The sequence below is a fragment of the Stenotrophomonas sp. SrG genome, from assembly GCF_050031795.1.
GTDB classification, from domain to species: Bacteria; Pseudomonadota; Gammaproteobacteria; order Xanthomonadales; family Xanthomonadaceae; genus Stenotrophomonas; species Stenotrophomonas rhizophila_A.
The window spans coordinates 1-232 of record NZ_JBNBBE010001599.1 but is presented as its reverse complement, the minus strand read 5'-3'; the positions used below and the strand labels follow the sequence as shown (position 1 = coordinate 232).

Below are 232 nucleotides of genomic sequence, written 5' to 3'. Positions count from 1 at the left end.
CACGGATCGGGGTCGACCTGTTCCGGATGACGGACTACAGCGGCAATGTCTGAGCCTGACACCATCCGCCGCGACGGCACCGTGCTCGGCTTCGATGTCTGCTCGCGCCGGATCGGGGTGGCGATCGGCAGTTCCTTCGGCACCCCTGCCCTCGCCATCGCCGTGGTGGAGGTGCACGGCAACGGTCCGGACTGGACCGCGGTCGCACGCCTGATCAAGGACGGGCGGCCCG

1 pseudogene is annotated in these 232 nt (G+C 69.4%); it reads left to right on the top strand.

Annotated elements, in window-relative coordinates:
* Positions 1-45: 45 nt before the first annotated feature.
* Positions 46-232: pseudogene (locus ACQG3P_RS24760) on the top strand (Holliday junction resolvase RuvX); the annotation flags it as partial.